This window comes from Streptomyces sp. NPDC033131 (genome assembly GCF_055578365.1).
This window is the reverse complement of the sequence record NZ_JBVIPA010000058.1, coordinates 1-15,524: the sequence shown is the minus strand read 5'-3', so window position 1 is coordinate 15,524 and position 15,524 is coordinate 1. Positions and strand designations below refer to the sequence as shown.

The 15,524-nt window shown below is 69.8% G+C and carries 15 protein-coding genes and 4 pseudogenes; 10 read left to right on the top strand and 9 right to left on the bottom strand.

Translation table 11 applies throughout. The annotated features are described in order from the left end of the window. The first annotated feature begins 26 nt into the window (after positions 1–26). Entirely contained in the window at positions 27–227 is a 201-nt protein-coding gene (locus tag ACZ5XS_RS41120) for a hypothetical protein (protein ID WP_468660362.1), read from the top strand. 40 nt (positions 228–267) lie between these two features. Beyond that, positions 268–405, top strand: a pseudogene (locus ACZ5XS_RS41115) (DUF6223 family protein); the annotation flags it as partial. A 391-nt stretch (positions 406–796) separates the two neighbouring features. On the opposite strand, the gene ACZ5XS_RS41110 reads toward ACZ5XS_RS41115, so the two are convergent. Continuing rightward, positions 797–1,078: a carotenoid oxygenase family protein gene (locus tag ACZ5XS_RS41110; RefSeq protein ID WP_468660317.1), complete on the bottom strand. Its 282-nt coding sequence runs from the start codon at positions 1,076–1,078 to the stop codon at positions 797–799. Between ACZ5XS_RS41110 and ACZ5XS_RS41105 the strand changes: the two genes are divergently transcribed. Continuing rightward, entirely contained in the window at positions 988–1,536 is a 549-nt protein-coding gene (locus ACZ5XS_RS41105) for a MarR family winged helix-turn-helix transcriptional regulator (RefSeq protein WP_468660315.1), read from the top strand. The two genes, ACZ5XS_RS41110 and ACZ5XS_RS41105, sit on opposite strands and share 91 nt — an antisense overlap. A 103-nt stretch (positions 1,537–1,639) precedes the next feature. On the opposite strand, the pseudogene ACZ5XS_RS41100 reads toward ACZ5XS_RS41105, so the two are convergent. The 3 genes and pseudogenes from ACZ5XS_RS41100 to ACZ5XS_RS41090 all read right to left on the bottom strand — a co-directional run. Next, positions 1,640–2,011, bottom strand: a pseudogene (locus ACZ5XS_RS41100) (KR domain-containing protein); the annotation flags it as partial. Between the two features lie 115 nt (positions 2,012–2,126). Then, positions 2,127–3,245, bottom strand: a complete 1,119-nt coding sequence (locus ACZ5XS_RS41095) for a fatty acid desaturase family protein (RefSeq protein WP_468660313.1) — start codon at positions 3,243–3,245, stop codon at positions 2,127–2,129. Positions 3,246–3,252: 7 nt separating this feature from the next. Further along, the gene (locus ACZ5XS_RS41090; protein WP_468660311.1) at positions 3,253–4,308 is read right to left on the bottom strand and encodes a ferredoxin reductase; all 1,056 of its coding nucleotides are present in this window, start codon (positions 4,306–4,308) and stop codon (positions 3,253–3,255) included. Positions 4,309–4,395: 87 nt separating this feature from the next. Between ACZ5XS_RS41090 and ACZ5XS_RS41085 the strand changes: the two genes are divergently transcribed. Continuing rightward, positions 4,396–5,535, top strand: a complete 1,140-nt coding sequence (locus ACZ5XS_RS41085) for a PucR family transcriptional regulator (protein ID WP_468660310.1) — start codon at positions 4,396–4,398, stop codon at positions 5,533–5,535. Here ACZ5XS_RS41085 and ACZ5XS_RS41080 read toward each other — a convergent pair. Continuing rightward, positions 5,528–5,740, bottom strand: a complete 213-nt coding sequence (locus ACZ5XS_RS41080; protein ID WP_468660308.1) for a hypothetical protein — start codon at positions 5,738–5,740, stop codon at positions 5,528–5,530. The genes ACZ5XS_RS41085 and ACZ5XS_RS41080 overlap by 8 nt on opposite strands. Before the next feature lie 335 nt (positions 5,741–6,075). Between ACZ5XS_RS41080 and ctaD the strand changes: the two genes are divergently transcribed. After that, entirely contained in the window at positions 6,076–7,788 is a 1,713-nt protein-coding gene (gene ctaD, locus ACZ5XS_RS41075) for an aa3-type cytochrome oxidase subunit I (RefSeq protein ID WP_468660306.1), read from the top strand. Then, a complete protein-coding gene (locus tag ACZ5XS_RS41070) occupies positions 7,785–8,159 on the top strand; it encodes a hypothetical protein (RefSeq protein WP_468660304.1) in 375 nt (124 codons plus the stop codon). Before ctaD ends, ACZ5XS_RS41070 begins: the two co-directional genes overlap by 4 nt. A 43-nt stretch (positions 8,160–8,202) precedes the next feature. Here the strand turns inward: ACZ5XS_RS41070 and ACZ5XS_RS41065 are convergent, their stop codons facing one another. After that, entirely contained in the window at positions 8,203–8,574 is a 372-nt protein-coding gene (locus ACZ5XS_RS41065; RefSeq protein ID WP_468660354.1) for a hypothetical protein, read from the bottom strand. An 810-nt stretch (positions 8,575–9,384) separates the two neighbouring features. Between ACZ5XS_RS41065 and ACZ5XS_RS41060 the strand changes: the two genes are divergently transcribed. Together ACZ5XS_RS41060 and ACZ5XS_RS41055 are read left to right on the top strand one after the other, a co-directional pair. Next, the gene (locus tag ACZ5XS_RS41060) at positions 9,385–9,864 is read left to right on the top strand and encodes a MarR family winged helix-turn-helix transcriptional regulator (RefSeq protein ID WP_468660302.1); all 480 of its coding nucleotides are present in this window, start codon (positions 9,385–9,387) and stop codon (positions 9,862–9,864) included. 140 nt (positions 9,865–10,004) lie between these two features. Next, positions 10,005–12,464: an MFS transporter gene (locus tag ACZ5XS_RS41055; RefSeq protein ID WP_468660300.1), complete on the top strand. Its 2,460-nt coding sequence runs from the start codon at positions 10,005–10,007 to the stop codon at positions 12,462–12,464. Positions 12,465–13,114: 650 nt separating this feature from the next. On the opposite strand, the gene ACZ5XS_RS41050 is transcribed toward ACZ5XS_RS41055, so the two are convergent. Both ACZ5XS_RS41050 and ACZ5XS_RS41045 read right to left on the bottom strand, forming a co-directional pair. Further along, positions 13,115–13,555 carry a DUF6069 family protein gene (locus ACZ5XS_RS41050; protein WP_468660298.1) on the bottom strand — a complete coding sequence of 147 codons (441 nt, stop codon included), beginning with the start codon at positions 13,553–13,555 and terminating at the stop codon, positions 13,115–13,117. A gap of 46 nt (positions 13,556–13,601) precedes the next feature. After that, a complete protein-coding gene (locus ACZ5XS_RS41045) occupies positions 13,602–14,210 on the bottom strand; it encodes an NAD(P)-dependent oxidoreductase (RefSeq protein WP_468660296.1) in 609 nt (202 codons plus the stop codon). A gap of 146 nt (positions 14,211–14,356) precedes the next feature. Between ACZ5XS_RS41045 and ACZ5XS_RS41040 the strand changes: the two genes are divergently transcribed. Further along, entirely contained in the window at positions 14,357–14,851 is a 495-nt protein-coding gene (locus tag ACZ5XS_RS41040) for a MarR family winged helix-turn-helix transcriptional regulator (RefSeq protein ID WP_468660294.1), read from the top strand. 100 nt (positions 14,852–14,951) lie between these two features. On the opposite strand, the pseudogene ACZ5XS_RS41035 reads toward ACZ5XS_RS41040, so the two are convergent. Further along, positions 14,952–15,206, bottom strand: a pseudogene (locus tag ACZ5XS_RS41035) (NAD(P)-binding domain-containing protein); the annotation flags it as partial. A gap of 32 nt (positions 15,207–15,238) precedes the next feature. Here ACZ5XS_RS41035 and ACZ5XS_RS41030 point away from each other — a divergent pair. Beyond that, a pseudogene (locus ACZ5XS_RS41030) lies at positions 15,239–15,421 on the top strand (NAD(P)H-dependent oxidoreductase); the annotation flags it as partial. Positions 15,422–15,524: the final 103 nt, after the last annotated feature.

Below are 15,524 nucleotides of genomic sequence, written 5' to 3'. Positions count from 1 at the left end.
AGAAATGTTCACTTCCGCTCCCGAATATGCCAAGCGGCCGAAAGCGCTTCGCCGGTCGGGCTTCGGCCCGCCACCCTGCCTCCACTCGCCGGTTTCAAGACAGCAGCGGGTGGTCGACGGCCGGTCCGGCGCTCCGGGCGACCGAGGCCGGGAAGCAGGCCCTCGCGCAGGACCGCAAGGCGCTCAAGGAGCTGGCCCGCGAAGTCCTGGGCGACGAGACGCCGTAGCGGCCCGGGCGGTCAACGGCGCGCTGGAGTCACTTCCAGCGGCGGTCCCGGCACCGGCAACGGGCTCGTCGGCGCCATCGTCGCCATCCCGCTGGGGCTGGGCGCCGTGCTCCTCGGCCGCCGGGCGCTGACCCGCTCCCGCGGCGCCGACCGGCCGATCGATCGGATGACCGTCTGACAGCCACCGGGCCACGGCGTGCGTGCGGCCGCCGCGCGCCGGACCCCGTAGGCGGCGGCACCGACGGCCGGCGCCGCGGCCCCGGGAGAGCACCGAGGACAGCGGCAGAGTGACGGCCCAGGAGCAGGCAGCCGGCAAGCCCGACCACGGTGATGATCCGCCCGGGACGGCCCTCGCCGCATGCGGCTCTCGTGCGCGCAGGTGGGCAAGGGATCGGCGGTTGATGACGGGACCGACCGGGGTGTCCAGGTTCCTCTGATCGCCAGTGACCAGGGCCTTGGCGCGGGCGGCCAGTTGCCTCGGTGAAGGCATCGGCCACGGACCGGTCGACGACGATCCGCTCGGTCGACATGCCAGGAACAGCCCACCCGGCGGTGCCTCCTGCTGGAGGTCAGCCGGCCTGGACGAGGTGCTCGGGGACCCAGGTCCCGTGGATACCGGCGCGCAGGCGAAGGGGGAGGTGGAGAGTGGCCACAGGACCGGCGGCCAGATCGGCGCTGTCGAGGATCAAGACACTGGCGGGCAGGAAATGAACTGTGAGTCCCTTGTGAGGGTGCTGGTGACGAAGGCAGAGTGGTGCCCGTGACACAAGATCCGGCCGCGCAGCGCCACGGCGAACGTCTGGCCGCCGCCTCCGGCTTCGACCTGCCCGACGTCGACCCGCACCTGGCATCCACGTCGGTGGGTTTCAACCTGGTGCGGGTCGCGAAGAAGATCGAACGCGACATCGAAACCAACTTCGCCCGCCCCGCCGGGCTGACCTTCGCCGGCTTCCGGCTGATGACCACGCTCAAGTACGAAGGTCCGATGTCCCCGCGCAGACTCGCCGACCTGCTGAGCATCTCCACCGCGAGCGTCACCTCGGCACTGCACACCCTGGAACGGGCCGGCCTGCTCACCCGAACACCCCAGCCCGATGACGGACGCATGCTCGTCATCGCCCTCACCGAGCAGGGCGAGACCGTCATCGACGAGTTCCTGCACTGGTGGACGTCGAACCGCGAGAAGAGCTGGCTGGAACACCTGACCCCCGACGAGGAACTCACCCTCGCGCGCCTGCTCGCCAAAGTCTCCCGGCACCAACCCCAGCCGCTCGCCGAACCACAGCGACGGCTGGTTCCCCCGCCCTGACACCCCCAGCCCGGGGGCACCGGTCGGCGCGAGGGACCCCCGGGCGGCGGGAACCGGACACCGCACCGGTCCCCCACCCCGCCTCGCGGATCCGGCAGAGACCTCAGCCTTCGAGTGGCTTGAGCGCCGCCGCGATGGAATCGGCGATCGGTGCGGGCGGATGGCCGATGAGGCGCGAGACATCGCCGGCGTGGCCGGCCGACTCGCCCTTCGCGATGGACGCGTCCACGCCGACGAGCGTGGCGACGAGGGGGCCGGCCACCCCCGCATCGGCCAGGATGCCGCTTAGAGTCTCGACGGAGACGGCGGTGTAGGCGATCTCCCTGCCGGTCCGCCTGCCGATCTCGGCCGCGAACTCGGCGAGGCTCCACGTCTCGTCGCCGCCCAGCTCGTACGTCTTGTTCTCGTGCCCCTCGCCGGTCAATACCGCGACAGCGGCGGCGGCGTGGTCGGCGCGGCACGCGGAGGCGACCCGGGCGGTCCGACGTCGCGGTCGCCACCGTCCGCAGCGGATCTCACCGAACCCGGCGGTGCCGCCGGTACGGCCGGTACCGGCCGTACGGCCGAGAGATCTGAACTTATGCCAGGAATCAGGCGGCGACGAGCTCCTGCTCGCGGTCCGGCGCTTCGACCTTGGGCTTCTTGTTCGGCAGCGAGAGCCGGAAGACCTTGTGCCACGCGGAGAACACCTGCTTGGGCAGCGGGCCGGTGACGTACTCCAGCTCGTACTTCTCGAACAGCGCGCGCACCTTCACCGCGATCTCGGCGTACCGGTTGCTCGGCAGGTCCGGGAACAGGTGGTGTTCGATCTGGTGCGACAGGTTGCCGGTCATGAAGTGCATGGCCTTGCTGCCGCTGATGTTCGCCGAGCCCATCATCTGGCGCAGGTACCACTGACCGCGCGTCTCGCCCTTGATCGACCGGCGCTCGAAGACCTGCACGCCCTCGGGGAAATGCCCGCACATGATCACCGAGTGGGTCCAGATGTTGCGGACCAGGTTCGCGGTGAACGTGGCGGCGAGCGTGGGGAGGAACGACGGTCCCGACAGCAGCGGGTGGATCACGTAGTCCTTGAGCGCCTGCTTGCGGATCTTGCGGCCCACAGCCTTGGCCCGTGCGCGGAACTCCGGGTTCTTGCGGCGGCGCTTGTTCAGGTTCTTGCCGAGCTCAAGGTCGTACGCCGCGATGCCGTACTCGAAGAAGCAGGCGTTGATGAAGTTCCACAGCGGCTGGCCTAGGTGGAACGGGTGCCACTTCTGGTCCTCGTCGACGCGCATGATGCCGTAGCCGAGGTCGTTGTCCTTGCCGATCACGTTGGTGTACGTGTGGTGCAGCTCGTTGTGCGAGTGCTTCCACTGCTCGGACGGCGAGACGTGATCCCACTCCCAGGTGGTGGAGTGGATCTTCGGGTCCCGCATCCAGTCCCACTGGCCGTGGAGGATGTTGTGGCCGATCTCCATGTTGTCCATGATCTTCGCCACGGACAGCCCGGCGGTGCCGAGCAGCCACGCGGGCGGGAAGATCGAGAACAGCAGCACTCCCCTGCTGACCAGTTCGAGCTTGCGCTGCGCCGAGATGACCTTACGGATGTAGGCGGCGTCCTTCTCACCACGGTCGGCGATCACCTCGTCGCGGATCGCGTCCAGCTCGCGGCCGAGCTCCTCGATCTGCTCCGCGGTCAGGTGGGCGGTGGGGTCGATGGCGGTCAAGGTGCTCCTACCGTTCGATGTCGCAGGGGCCCGCCGCGGCGGACACGCAGGTCTGGATGAGGACGCCCGGCTCGGCCTCGGTGATCTCGCCGGTGCGCAGGTCGCGGACGGCGCCCGCCTTGAGCGGTGTGACGCAGCCGAAGCAGATGCCCATGCGGCACCCGGAGGGCATGAGCACGCCGGCCTCCTCGCCGATGTCCAGCAACGGCGTGGCGCCGTCCGCGTCGACGGTCTTGCCGGTGGCGCTGAACGTGACCTCCCCGCCGTCGCCGGCGACGACGATGCTGGGGCGGAAGCGTTCGGTGTGCAGGCGCTCTTGTACGCCGTGCTCGGTCCAATGCTCTTCGGCGGCGTCGAGCAGGCCCGCGGGCCCGCAGGCCCAGGTCTCGCGCTCGGCCCAGTCGGGCACCAGTTCGTCGAGACGGGCGATGTCGAGCATGCCGTCCGTGTCGGTGTGCACCTCGGTGAGCCGCAGCTTCTTGTCCGCGACCAGGTCGTGCAGTTCGTTGCGGAAGATCACGTCGTGCGGCTGGGGCGCGCAGTGGACCATGACGACGTCGTGGAACTCGGTGTCGCGCAGCATGCCCATCACGGGCGTGATGCCGCTGCCGGCCGTCAGGTAGAGCACCTTGGCGGGCTTGGCCTGCGGCAGCACGAAGTCACCGGTCGGCTGGTCGAGCTGGATCAGCGTGCCCGGTTTCGCCCTGCGGACCAGGTGGTTGCTGACCTTGCCGTCCGGGATCGCCTTCACGGTGATCGTGACGCGGCCGTCCTTGCGGTTTGTCGGCGAGGTGATGGAGTAGGCACGCCACAGGCGCACCCCGTCGATGTCGACCCCGATCCGCACGTACTGACCGGCTGTGTGGCCGCGCCAGCCCCGGCCCGGCCTGATCACGACAGTCGCGGCGTCGCCCGTCTCGGGGTGCACGGCCTCGATGCGCCCACGCAGGTCGGCGCCCGCACGCAGGGGGCTGACCAGGTCGAGGTAGTCCGACGGCAGCAGCGGCGTCGTGACCATCTCCAGCAGTTTCCACGCCCTGCTGCGGAGGGCTGTACTCGTCATGACTCCAGCTTGCTGTGCCTCAAGGCGTAAAGTCCTGACCGCAGGACGTGAATCTGGCTGGCTGAATTGTTCGCAGGGAATAGAAACGTGAGCCATGCAATCCGGAGGGCCAGTGAACTGGCCCTGGACGAGACGACGGTCACCGCACTTCGGGCCGCGCTGAAGAGCACCGCCGACGAGGTCGTCCAGGCGATCATCGACGAGGTCCCTCCCTACGCCAACGCCCTTTCGGGCCGCATGGGCGCCACCATCCGCCGAGCCGTCCGCACCGCGTTGGGGCACTACCTGGACCTCGCGAGCGGGCACGCCACGGGCGGCGACGCCGGTGACGCAGCCTATGAGCTGGGCCGCGGCGAGGTGCGCGACGGCCGTTCGATGGACGCCCTGCTCAGCGCCTACCGCGTCGGCGCCCGCGTGGCCTGGCGATGCCTGGCAGCGGGTGCCGTACCCGCAGGTCTGCCCGCCGCCGAGGTCGCCAAGTTCGCCGAGCTGACCTTCGCCTACATCGACGAGCTCTCCGCCGCGAGCGCCGCGGGCCACGCCGACGAACTGGCCGCCCGGGGCAGGGACCACGAGCGCCACCTGGAACACCTGGCCCGCGACCTCCTCGCCGGGGCGACCCCGGACGTGCTGCTGGCCTCTGCTCAACGGGCCGGGTGGCAGCCTCCGGTTTCGCTGACCGCGGTCCTGCTGCCCGCCGCCCAGGCCCGGCCTGCCTACCGCACGCTCGACCCGGGCACCCTCGTCCTCGACGATCTGCCGGATGCCACCGGTGTGCTGCTCGTCCCCGACGCCGACCGATCACATCTCATGCGGCAGCTGACCGACCGCACCGCCGTGGTCGGCCCGGCCCGGCCATGGACTCGTGCGTCCGCCTCGTACGCACGAGCCGTACGCGCGCGCTCCCTCTCCTCTGATATCCGCGACACCGAGGCCCACCTGCCCGAGCTGGTGCTGAGCGCCGACGCGGACGCGTTCGCAGACCTGCGCACCCGAGCCCTCGCACCGTTGCGGACCTTGCCTGTCGCGACGGCGCGGCGGCTGGAGGAGACGTTGCGGGCGTGGCTGCTGCACCAGGGCAGGCGGGACGAGGTGGCGGCGGCGTTGTTCGTCCATCCCCAGACAGTCCGGTACCGGATGTCGCAGTTGCGGGAGCTGTTTCCGGATCTCGCATCGCCACACCGGGTCCTTGAACTGACGCTGGCAGTCGGCCTTCGGGTCAGCTGACGCGCACCTCGACCGTCCGCGACCTCGTCCGCGAGCGGTCCAGGAAGCATGCCTCGTTCTCGGTGCCGTCAGCCGGCTCATACGGCCCTGGGACACCGGAGCGCGCCTCGGGGAAGGCGGGTGCGAGTTCGGTTCCCTTGCGCGAGCGCAGCACCACGCGTCCGGCGTCCACCGAGACCATCGCAGGCCAGCCGTCCCACTTCAATCGTTGATCTTCGACTCACGGGACGCGGCCGTCGAGCAACGCCTGGAGATACTGAGCGGCCAGGACGGCGTGTGGCGCTGCCGAGCGGTTGAGAAGGGGTGCCTCGCCATCGGCTGCAATCCAGGTCTACGCAGGTCTGCTCAGGAAGGCGGCCATGTCCTCGAGCGCCTGAACATGACCGGCTGTGTCGGCGCGCATCGGTGTCCGTGCGTCGGCTCTCCGCCTCGCCCAGCCAGGCATGCGCTCCGTATCCACCGCGCGTCAGCGTGCGATGCCCGCGCCGTTACGGAACCTTGTTACCTGAATGCGGTACTTACACCGAATTAAGGGACTCCATGACGACTGAGGCGGAGCCGGTCACGTTGGTGCCGGTCAAGGGGCGGCGCAGTAGAGGCCAGGTGGTCGTCACCTGGCTGACCACCACGGACCACAAGAAGATCGGCCACCTCTACCTGATCACATCCTTCGGATTCTTCCTGGTCGGTGGGGCGCTGGCGATGGCCGTCAGGGCAGAGCTGGCCCGGCCGGGAATGCAGATCCTGTCCCCCGAGCAGTACAACCAGGCGTTCACGATGCACGGCACGATCATGCTGCTGCTGTTCGCGACCCCGACGTTCGCCGGATTCGCCAACGCGATCATGCCGCTGCAGATCGGCTCCCCGGACGTCGCCTTCCCCCGGCTGAACATGCTCTCGTACTGGCTGTTCCTCTTCGGCGGCCTCATCGTGCTCGGCAGCTTCCTCACCCCCCAGGGCGCCGCCGACTTCGGCTGGACCGCCTACACCCCCCTGAGCGGCCCCATCCGCACCGGGTATGTCGGCGGCGACCTGTGGATCATGGGGCTGGCGCTGGCCGGATTCGGCACCATCCTCGGCTCGGTCAACTTCATCACCACGATCATCTGCATGCGCGCCCCCGGCATGACCATGTTCCGGATGCCGATCTTCACCTGGAACGTGCTGCTCACCTCGTTGCTCGTCCTGCTCGCCTTCCCCGTCCTGGCAGCAGCCCTGCTCGCACTGGAGGCGGACCGGAAGTTCGGCGCGCACATCTTCGACCCCCAGTACGGCGGGGCGATCCTGTGGCAGCACCTGTTCTGGTTCTTCGGCCACCCCGAGGTCTACATCCTCGCCCTGCCCTTCTTCGGCGTCATCACCGAGATCCTTCCCGTGTTCTCCCGCAAGCCGATCTTCGGCTATATGGGCCTGGTGGGCGCCACCATCGCCATCACGGGTCTGTCCGTAACGGTGTGGGCCCACCACATGTTCGCCACCGGGGCCGTGCTGCTGCCGTTCTTCTCCTTCATGAGCTTCCTGATCGCCGTGCCGACAGGCGTGAAGTTCTTCAACTGGATCGGCACGATGTGGAAGGGGTCCCTCTCCTTCGAGCCGCCGATGCTGTGGGCGGCCGGCTTCCTCGTCACGTTCCTCTTCGGCGGCCTCACCGGCGTCCTGCTCGCCTCGCCGCCGCTGGACTTCCACGTCACCGACAGTTACTTCGTGGTCGCCCACTTCCACTACGTCCTCTTCGGGACGATCGTCTTCGCCATGTTCGGCGGATTCAGCTTCTGGTGGCCGAAGATGACCGGCACCATGCTCGACACCCGCCTGGAGAAGATGCACTTCTGGACCCTGTTCGTCGGCTTCCACACCACCTTCCTGATCCAGCACTGGCTCGGCGCCGAGGGCATGCCCCGGCGCTACGCCGACTACCTCGCGGCCGACGGCTTCACCGCCCTCAACACCCTCTCCTCCATCGGCGCCTTCCTCCTCGGCCTGTCCACCCTGCCGTTCCTCTACAACGTCTGGAAAACCGCCAAATTCGGCGAGCGGGTCGAGGTCGACGACCCCTGGGGATACGGCCGCTCCCTGGAATGGGCCACCTCCTGCCCCCCGCCCCGCCACAACTTCACGACCCTGCCCCGCATCCGCTCCGAATCCCCCGCCTTCGACCTGCACCACCCGGACCTGGCGGAGCTCGAACAGCAGGAGAACGTCGGCCGGCGCGACGCCATCGACGCCACCGACCACAAGGGGGATCCACAGTGATCTCCCGGCGCTCTCCCGGCCCGTCGGCCCGCCAAGGCGCCGTACTGGCCAACGAGCTCGAGGGCTACCTCCTCCTGCAGGCCGAACGCGACCAGGCGCAGCACGAAGCCAGGATCCTCTGCTCCCGCCTGCCCTGGCTCACCACGGCCCAGGCCGAAGACGTGACGCGCCACTACGTCGAGCAGCGCCTCCAACTGACCAGGCAGGCGCTGCAGATCACCGCGAACCGAGCCGACCGGCTGCGCGCGGAATACGCAGGACGTTACGACGCGCTGCGGCAAACACTGCTGAAGCGGCACACCGCATGCGCATCCCTCATGCTCGCCGCAGCCGGCGCGGCCGGAACAGGCCTGTACCTGCTCACCCGGTGAGAACAGCCTCCACGCATGACCACCGCGCCGCCGCACACTGCCCTCACCTGCTACCGGGCGCCTCGTTCGCCGGGGCCGGGTGGTGTGCTCTCCAGGCGCGGCACCGGAGACACGAGACGACCGAGGCGATCGTCGGCACGGTCAACCGGCCTCCAACACGCTCGCCGCAGCCGCCGACGTCACCTCTAGTCGGACGTGCCATGGTCCTGGACGGGCAGCCGTCCGATGCGCCGTGCCATTCGCACAGCAGGGCGGTGGCGTCGTCGTTGAGAGTGCCCGTCGTGATGCTCGAGCACGGCCCGCACCAGACGGCGCAGGGTTTCGAGGCCGGCAGGCCCTCGGCCTGGTGGCGGAGAACGAAGTCGACGAAGCGGTCGCGGCCGAACTCGCACCCATGGGCGTCACGGGCTTCGATGATGCCGTCGGTGTAGAGCAGCAGGCCGGTCGCCGGGCTCCAACCGCTCTCCGCACAAAGTCGTGCGAAGGCCGAGGGCGGTGCCGACCGGGTGGGTCGGGGTGCAGGCCAGGTGGGTGGTCAAGCGTCAGTCGAGGATCAGGACCGGCGGATGGTGGCCGCAGCTGAACCAGGCCAGGACACCGGTGTGGACGTCAGCAGGGGCTGCGGGGCGATGCGGCAGATGGGAGTGGTCGGTCATGGCGCGATCTGGACCGGTGTGATCACCTCCGGGCTGGTCACCGTGCCGGTGGGCCAACCGGCTCGTAACGGCAGGCCGGTCTTGGTGGTCCCCAAGTCGTCGGTCGTTGCCGTCCTGGGGAGTCGGCGCCGTCGCTGGAGCGCGCGGGGGTGAGGACATGGCCGGATGAGTCATCCTGTCGGACTCCGGCTCCTGGCGGTCGATGCCGGTAGTCAGAACCGGCTGCGGTAGCCCGCCCGGCGAGACTCCGAGGTTGCGGCGGAAGATCCGTCCCATCGTCTGTGGGAAGCCGAAGCGGGCACGCCGTACGACGGTCTCCTGGCTCTCGTCGCCGGTCACCAGGAGAGACTTGGCCGCCTCCGGCGAGGTCTGCTCCACGTAGCGGCCCGCGTCAAGCCACGTCGTCGCGGAACATCCGCGCCAGTGGCGTTCGTGAAGTGCGACTTCGTGGACCAACCGGTGTGAGGAGCGAAGTGATGGGCGTGGTGGCGGCCATGGTGTCGTTGGCGGGCCGTTCCCGCCAATCAGTATGTTGACATAGGTGTCTCCCCATATATATTTTGGCGGGCGTGTCCGGAGTCAGCGAGGCTCGCCCGAGCCAGAGCATCGGCCACGTGGCCTCAGGTCTCGTGGCGTGCCTGCCTGCGCTGAACCGGTCCATCGAACGGGGCATCGCAGGCCAGCTGCCCTACCCCAAGCTCCCCGAGCGACAGCTGGCGCTGCTTCAGTACGTCGCCGAGCACGACGGCGCAACCGTCCACATGGCGGCCGGCGCGCTGCGGATGATGCCGAACAACGTCAGCGCCCTGGTCACCCGCCTCACCGACGCGGGCCTGCTGGAACGGCACAAGGACGACACCGACAAGCGCGTCGCGCACCTCTGCGTCACCACCAAGGCGCGTCAGCGCATCGACGAGGTCGAGAACATCGCGGCGGCGCAGCTCGCGGCCGCGCTGCGTACCCTCACCGACGGCGACCGCGACGCCCTCGGCTCGGCGCTCGGCGCCCTCGAGGCACTCACCCGGCACCTGCGCGACCACTCCGCCTGACCGGTCGGTCCGGCTCCCCTACGCCTATCTGCACTTGCCGCCGCTGCGGCAGGGCTGGGCGTGCTGCTCGCATGCGCAGCTCTCCCACACATGTCCACGCGCCTCAGCCGCGCGCCGAACGTCCCGAGGACAGCTCACACATGTCTGTCGCCGCTGTTTCCACAGCGTCCACCCCCGCATCCGACTCCCCACCCCGCGGTCTTCGCGCGAACCCCTGGCTGACGCTGATCGCCGTCGGCCTCGGCCTGTTCATGGTCGGCCTCGACGGCTCCGTCGTCTCGATCGCCAACGCCGAGATCGCCCGCGACCTGAGCGCCACCACCGCCGAACTCCAGTGGGTCACCAACTCCTACCTGCTCGCCCTCGCCGCCGCCCTCATCCTGGGCGGCAAGCTCGGCGACCGCTTCGGACGCCGTACGGTCTACCTCGTCGGCGTCGTCGGATTCACCCTCGCGTCCGTCGCGATCGGCCTCGCCGGCTCGGTCGAGGGTGTCATCGCCTTCCGGGCCGTGCAGGGCCTGTTCGGCGCGCTGCTCATGCCCAACACCCTGGCGTTGCTGCGCGCGGTGTTCCCGCCGAAGAAGTTCGGCATGGCGGTCGGCATCTGGGCGATGATCTCGTCCGTCGCCACCGCGCTCGGCCCGATCGTCGGCGGACTGCTCGTCCAGCACGTCAACTGGGAGTCCGTCTTCTACATCAACGCCCCCATCGGCGTGATCGCCCTGGTCTTCGGTCTCGTGGTGCTGCCGCGGTCGAGGAACGAGGCGGCGGCGGGTGAGAAGTTCGACGTGCCCGGTGTCGTACTGCTCGCGCTCGGACTGATCGCCGTCGTCTTCGGCGTCGTCAAGGGTGAGACGTGGGGCTGGACTTCGGCCGGCACGCTCGGCGCGATCGTCGGCGGTGTCGTCGTCCTGGTCCTCTTCGGCTGGTACGAGACCCGCGTCGCGCACCCTCTCCTGCCCATGCGGCTGTTCCGCAACCCGGCCCTGACCATCGGCGTGTTCGTCACCGCGCTGAACTTCTTCGTCCTGCTCGGCGCGATCTTCTTCGTGATGCTGTACCTCCAGAACGTGCACGGCTTCTCGCCCGTCGAGTCCGGCGTGCGCACCCTGCCGCTCAGCCTCGCCTCCATGCTCGCCTCGCCGCTCGGCGCGAAGCTCACCGAGAGGTTCGGCCCGCGCCTGACCATGCCGCTCGGGATGGTGCTCCAGGCCGGCGCCGCGTTCACGATGCTCGCGTGGAGCGCCGACTCCTCGTACGCCGCCATGTGGCCGCCGTTCGTCGCGCTCGGTCTCGGCGTCGGCATCGTGATGGCCGCGTCCTCCGACGCGATCGTCGGCAACGCCCCCGTCAAGGACGGTGGCATCGCGGGTGGCCTCCAGGCCACCTCGCTCCAGGTCGGCGGAGCGCTCGGCACCTCGGTGCTCGTCTCCCTCATCAGCAGCCGCGTCGGCTCCACGCTCACCGACTCACTGACCGACGCCGGCGTGCCCCACTCGGCAGCCGCTCGCTTCGAGGAGGCGAAGGACGCGGTCGCGATGGGTGTCGCCCCGGTCTCCGACGCGATGCCCGCACAGCTCAGGGCGGCCGTGGTGGAGGGCAGCCACACCGCCTTCATGAACGGCGTCCACACCGCCGTCCTGGTCACCGGCATCCTCGCCCTCTTGGGCGCCGCCCTCTCGGCGTTCGGCCTCCGAGGCCGGGAGGACGGGAACCACGAGAACACCGGGAACGACGCGAAGGTGCCGAGCCCGGCCGCAGCCCCGGCCGCGCCCGCCACTTTCACTTCGCCCGTCCCGGCGGCGACCGCGAGTGCCGCTGCCGCGGTCCGGTCGTCCGGCGGCATCCCGGTCAGCGGTCATGTCATCGGCGCCGAGTCGGCACCCGTGCCGCGGGCAGCCGTCACCCTGATCTCGCTGGGCGGGCGGCAGGTGGGCCGTGTGGTGGCCCACCCGGACGGTTCGTACACGGTGGACGCGCCGGGCGCGGGCAGCTACGTGCTCATCGCCTCCGCCGAGGGCTACCAGCCACAGGCGTCCACGGTGGTGGTCGGCGACGAGCCGGTCTCGTACGACATCCTGCTCTCCGGCACCAGCGGCCTGGTCGGCACGGTCAGGTCGGCCGATCACAAGGAGCCGGTCGTCGGCGCCATGGTGGTCGCGGCCGACGTGCGCGGCGACGTGCTCGCCGCCGGGCTGACCGACACGGACGGCACCTTCGGTTTCGCCGAGATAGTGCCCGGCCAGCTGACCCTCGCGGTGACCGCGGCCGGCTACCGGCCGCTCGCGCTGCCCGTCGAGATTTCCGCGCGGGGCGTCACCAGGACCGAGGTCGAACTGTCCTCCGGACTGCAGGTGCAGGGCGTGATCCAAGCCGCGGGCCGACCGCTGACCGACGCGCGGGTCACGCTCGTCGACGTGGCCGGCAACGTGGTGGCCACCGCGACCACCGGCGAGGACGGCAGCTATGCCTTCACCGACCTGGACGGCGGCGAGTACACGGTCATGGCGGCCGGCTACCCGCCGAAGGCCACCCACCTGACCGTGCAGGGCTCAGGTGTGGAGAGCCACGACATCGAGCTCTCCCACTCGGGCGAGTGACAGTCGCCGGGCCGGACGCGCCCGGAGCGGAAGGGTGCCCGGCCTGGCGGTGAAGAGCCCTGGACCGGGTGGTCGGTGGCGGCAGGCGACGGCCTGCCGCCACCGGTTCGCCACGAAAGATTGTCGGCTTGCCGGGCCATGGCCGCCGCGGCACAGTCTCCCAGCGGAGAAACGGGCGCCTCTCGGTCCGAGCATGTCGTCGACCGGGGAGCCCCGAGCACGAGGAGGTCTGCGCCCGTGCCGGGCGCGGCACGCCCCTGTCGGCGCCTACGAACGGTGAACCTCGGCCGGCCCAGGACAACGTGATGCCGAGTCGCTCCGCCAGCTCGTGGGCGCTGACGCCGTACGTCGCCCCGATCCGTACGCCGTCGGGACAAGGAGTCTGCGTGGTGGAAGGACACCGCGCCCTGCAGTTCGGTCACCGGGACCTTGCCGGCGTTGCGTTGGTCAGGTCGGGGTCGACCGCGTCGCCCTCGGTCTTGGGGCCCATGTTGAGCATGCCGTTCTCGATGTGCGGTCCACCCCGGGGTCGGCCGGCAGTTGGTCGGCGATCTTGCTGGGCTGCCCCGATACCGAGGTTGACGAAGGCGTCGGCGACAGCGCGCAAAAAAGCCGGGGCGCGGCGGGCCGCGTCCCGGCGGTGGGCTTGGTCAGTCCTGGGTGGCGGGAAGGGGGAGGAGTCGCCGGTAAGCGGGGACGGCGACGGCGGCAACAGCGACGTGCATGACCATCAACGCGATGACGGCGCCCCAGCTGGTGCCGGGCCGACTGTCGGAGACGCCGACCATGATGTCCGGGATCAGGCTGACGATCAGGACGACGGGGACAAGGGTGCGCAGCAGCCGGGCCGGGCGGGCCGATCGCGCGCGGATGAGCGCCCAGGCGCCGGCGGCGACCAGGACGCCGAAGACCGTGAGGACGGCGTAGGCGGGCAGCTGGAGAGCCTCGAAATCATCCGAGGCGCCGGCGGCGTGGGCTATCGCGGCGACGACGGCATTGACGGCGACGGCGACGACAGCGGTGCCGAGCAGGCCGCCGGCGACGAGGAGGCCGCTGGGGCGGGCCGGGTGGGCGGCGAGCTGGTGGCTCATGTGGTCCTCCGGATCGAGCAGGGACGGTGCAGGGAAGCGGAACGGGTCAGCCGGCTATGACGACGGAGCGGCGGCTGGTGGCCGTGTCGGTGAGCGCGGTGAGCATCCAGGTGGCGACATCGGCGCGGCTGATGGTGTCCCCCATGCGCAGGGTGGCCGACTCGGGCAGTGGCTTGGCGGCGCCTGTGGCAGGACCGTTGGTGAGGCGGACGGCGTGGACGAGGGTGTAGTCCAGGTCGCTGGCCCGCAGCGCGTCCTCGGCGGCCGCCTTGTCCTTGACCATGGCGCCCATGGCTGTGCTGGACATGAACTTGGCGGGTCCGCTCAGGCGCTCGCGCAGCACGGCGAAGGAGGACAGCTCCACGAACCGGCTGGCACCGGTGGTGGCGGCGCCGGAGATGACGGCGCGCGTGGCGTCGGTGATGACGGTTCCGCCGGTGGCACCGAGCGTACTGATCACCGCGTCGATGCCGGACATGGCCTGCGTGACGTCACCGGCGTCGGTGGCCTGCCCGGAAACCACGTCGAGGCCGGACTGAGCATCCAGCTTCCGGGGCGAGCGGACGAGCGCGCGCACGGTGTGGCCCGCGGCCAAGGCCTGGTCGACGACCAGGCGCCCGGTGGCACCGGTGGCGCCGAGTACGAGCAACTTCATGGGGGACTCCTCAAGGCTTCGACGCTGCTCGGAGACCCGGGCAGTTACTTCAAGCGTTAACTGAAAAGTAGCGGCGATAACTTCAAGTTTCAAGTGAAATCGAGGTGGATTCACTTCAAGCGTGAACCCGCCGTACATTGGAGGGCATGATGAACACCCCGGCTGACGAGGCACCCCGCTGGCTTGACGATGAGGAGCGCCGCGCCTGGCTCGGCCTGGTTGGCGTCATGCGGCGCCTGGAACACGCGCTCGACACGCAATTGCGCGACGAAGGGCTGACGCACTTCGAGTACGGAGTGATGGCGGCGCTGTCGGAGTCGCCGCACCGGGAACTGCGGATGAGCGCCCTCGCCGCGTACGCCGAGGGCTCGCTCTCTCGCCTCTCCCAGGTCGTGGCCAGGCTCGAACGCAAGGGATACGCCCAACGCCGCCCCGATCCGGCCGACGGCCGCTACACCCTGGCCGCCCTTACCGACGAGGGGTACGAGAAGATCGTCAGCTCCGCTCCCGGCCACGTCGCGGAAGTACGCCGACTGGTGTTCGACCCGTTGACCAAGGCGCAGGTCAAACAGCTCGCCCAGATCGGCCGGCGCATCCTGCACGCCATCGCCCCCGACCACTGCGAGGGCGACCGCGGTTGAAGGCCCGGTGTCTACTCGCTGGTCGGGGGTCCGCCTCTGAAACCGGCTGTCCCCGTCCACGACGCCGGAACACCTCCCGGGTGTGGCCACAGACAGGCCGGCTCGCACGGCTGGGCGCTGCGGCGCAGGCGCCCTGCTTGTCGAAGCCGAGCGGGTTGACGCAGTCGACGACGATCTTCCCGGCGAGTTCGGGACGCAGGCGCCTCAGAAGGTCGCCGTGGCCCTCCCAGGGCACCGCGACGATGACGACGTCGCTGTTGCCCGGCAGCCTCGGCGTTGCCGGCGCTCCCGCCACGCCGGGAACGCCCAGTCCGGTCGCAGTGGACTGGGCGCGCTCGGCGTGGCGGGAGCCGACATCGTTACACCGCGGGCGCCGACCAGGGCCTGCGCGGCAGGCTGATCGCGGAACTGGAGCAGGCCGACGCCGTGCTGATCGGCGCCCCGATGGACGAATTCACGATCCCCAGCGCCCTGAAGGCGTGGCTGGACCACGTCATCCTCATGGGCCGCACCACCGCGGTCGAGGAATCCGCGGTCGTCGGCACTCCCGGCCGTCGTGGTGGCGAGTGGCGAAGGCGGCTAAGGGGTCCTTTCACTATGAGCGTCCGATCAGGTCGCGTGGTCTGGTGCCGTGCATCGCAAGGCGCCGGAGCGGCCGCGATGGGGGTCCCCC

Bases quoted from the DNA above. Each gene is read 5' to 3' on its own strand.
- ACZ5XS_RS41120 (WP_468660362.1), top strand. From the start codon at position 27: ATGCCAAGCGGCCGAAAGCGCTTCGCCGGTCGGGCTTCGGCCCGCCAC.
- ACZ5XS_RS41110 (WP_468660317.1), bottom strand. From the start codon at position 1,078: ATGCCAGGTGCGGGTCGACGTCGGGCAGGTCGAAGCCGGAGGCGGCGG.
- ACZ5XS_RS41090 (WP_468660311.1), bottom strand. From the start codon at position 4,308: ATGACGAGTACAGCCCTCCGCAGCAGGGCGTGGAAACTGCTGGAGATG.
- ctaD (WP_468660306.1), top strand. From the start codon at position 6,076: ATGACGACTGAGGCGGAGCCGGTCACGTTGGTGCCGGTCAAGGGGCGG.
- ACZ5XS_RS41055 (WP_468660300.1), top strand. From the start codon at position 10,005: ATGTCTGTCGCCGCTGTTTCCACAGCGTCCACCCCCGCATCCGACTCC.
- ACZ5XS_RS41050 (WP_468660298.1), bottom strand. From the start codon at position 13,555: ATGAGCCACCAGCTCGCCGCCCACCCGGCCCGCCCCAGCGGCCTCCTC.
- ACZ5XS_RS41045 (WP_468660296.1), bottom strand. From the start codon at position 14,210: ATGAAGTTGCTCGTACTCGGCGCCACCGGTGCCACCGGGCGCCTGGTC.
- ACZ5XS_RS41040 (WP_468660294.1), top strand. From the start codon at position 14,357: ATGATGAACACCCCGGCTGACGAGGCACCCCGCTGGCTTGACGATGAG.